This window comes from Rhodococcus sp. ENV425 (genome assembly GCF_002887785.1).
GTDB lineage: Bacteria > Actinomycetota > Actinomycetes > Mycobacteriales > Mycobacteriaceae > Rhodococcus > Rhodococcus aetherivorans.
Genome location: NZ_PCZU01000294.1, coordinates 1 through 1711 on the forward strand (window position 1 = coordinate 1; position 1711 = coordinate 1711).

The window sequence follows — 1711 nt, forward strand, 5'->3', positions numbered from 1 at the left end:
GGCGGAGCGGTTCGTCGCCTCGCCGTTCGGCGACGGCGAACGGCTCTACCGCACCGGCGATCTCGTCCGGTGGATCGGGACGGGCGACGGGGGCGGCGAGCTCGACTACGTGGGCCGCGGCGACTTCCAGGTGAAGGTGCGCGGATTCCGCATCGAGCTCGGCGAGATCGAGGCCGCGCTGCGCGGCATCGACGAGGTGCGCGACGTGACGGTGATCGCCCGGGACGACGAGCGTGGGGGCGCGCAGCTCGTGGCGTACGTGGTTCCGGCCGCCGGTGCGGAATTCGATGCGGCGGAGCTCAAGTCGGCCCTGTCGCAGCAGCTGCCGTCGTACATGGTGCCGGCGGCGTTCGTGGTGCTCGAGGCGCTGCCGCTGAACGTCAACGGCAAGCTCGACCGCAGGGCGCTGCCGGCGCCGGTGTTCGAGGCCCGGGAGTTCCGGGCCCCGACCACCGTCACGGAGGAGGCCGTGGCGCGGGTGTTCGCCGAGGTGCTCGGTCTCGAACAGGTCGGTCTCGACGACGACTTCTTCGAGCTCGGCGGCAACTCCCTGCTCGCCACCCAGGTGGCATCCCGGCTCGGTGCCGCGCTCGATGTCCGGGTGCCGATCCGCGCGCTGTTCGAGTCGCCCACCGTCGAGGCGCTCGCCGTGTCCGTCCAGCACCAGAGCGCCGACGCCCGGCGGCCGCTCGAGGCGCGGCAGCGTCCCGAGCGGATCCCGCTGTCGCTGGCCCAGCAGCGGATGTGGTTCCTCAACCGCTTCGACACGGACACCGCCGCGTACAACGTGCCGATGGCGATCCGGCTGACCGGAACGCTCGACGTCGCGGCGCTGCAGGCGGCGGTCGGTGACCTCGTCACCCGGCACGAGATCCTGCGGACCTACTACCCGGAGACGGCCGAGGGCCCGATCCAGGTCGTCGTGCCCGCCGCCCAGGCCGAACAGGATCTCACCCCGATCGCGGTCGGCGAGAACGACATCGTCGCGGCCGTCCGGGAACTCGGCGCCACGACCTTCGACGTCACCATCGAGGTGCCGTTGCGGGTGCGGCTGTTCCGGCTCGCCGCGAACGACCACGTGCTCGCCCTGGTCGTCCACCACATCTCGGCCGACGGTTCGTCGGCGGGCCCGCTCACCCGGGACCTGATGCAGGCCTACATCGCGCGTTCGCAGGGCGAGTTCCCCGCGTGGGCGCCGCTGCCGGTGCAGTACGCGGACTACGCGCTGTGGCAGCGGGAGGTCCTCGGGTCCGAGGACGATCCGGACTCGGTTGCGGCGAAGCAGGTGGCGTACTGGAAGAACGCGCTGGCCGGTCTGCCCGACCAGCTGGACCTGCCCACCGACCGGCCGCGCCCGGCGGTGCAGTCCTTCGCCGGCGCCCGGACCGGATTCGCCGTCGATCCGGAGCTGCACGCCCGGCTGATCGACCTCGCCCGTCGCAGCAACACGACGCTGTTCATGGTGATGCACACCGCCCTCGCGGTGTTCCTCGCGCGGATGTCCGACACGGACGACATCGCGATCGGCACGCCCATCGCGGGGCGTGACGAGCGGGCGCTGGACGATCTGATCGGCATGTTCGTCAACACCCTTGTCTTCCGCACGCAGGTCCAGCCGGATGCGGCGTTCGAGGACCTGCTGGCACAGGCCCGCGAGGCCGACCTGGGGGCGTTCGCCAATGCGGACGTGCCGTTCGAGCGGCTCGTGGAG

Annotated in this window: 1 protein-coding gene; it reads left to right on the forward strand. The window is 71.7% G+C overall.

What is annotated here, in order from left to right; all coding sequences use genetic code 11:
• A partial coding sequence (locus CQZ88_RS32055; RefSeq protein ID WP_258008838.1) for a condensation domain-containing protein occupies window positions 1–1711 on the forward strand: 1711 nt, incomplete at both ends.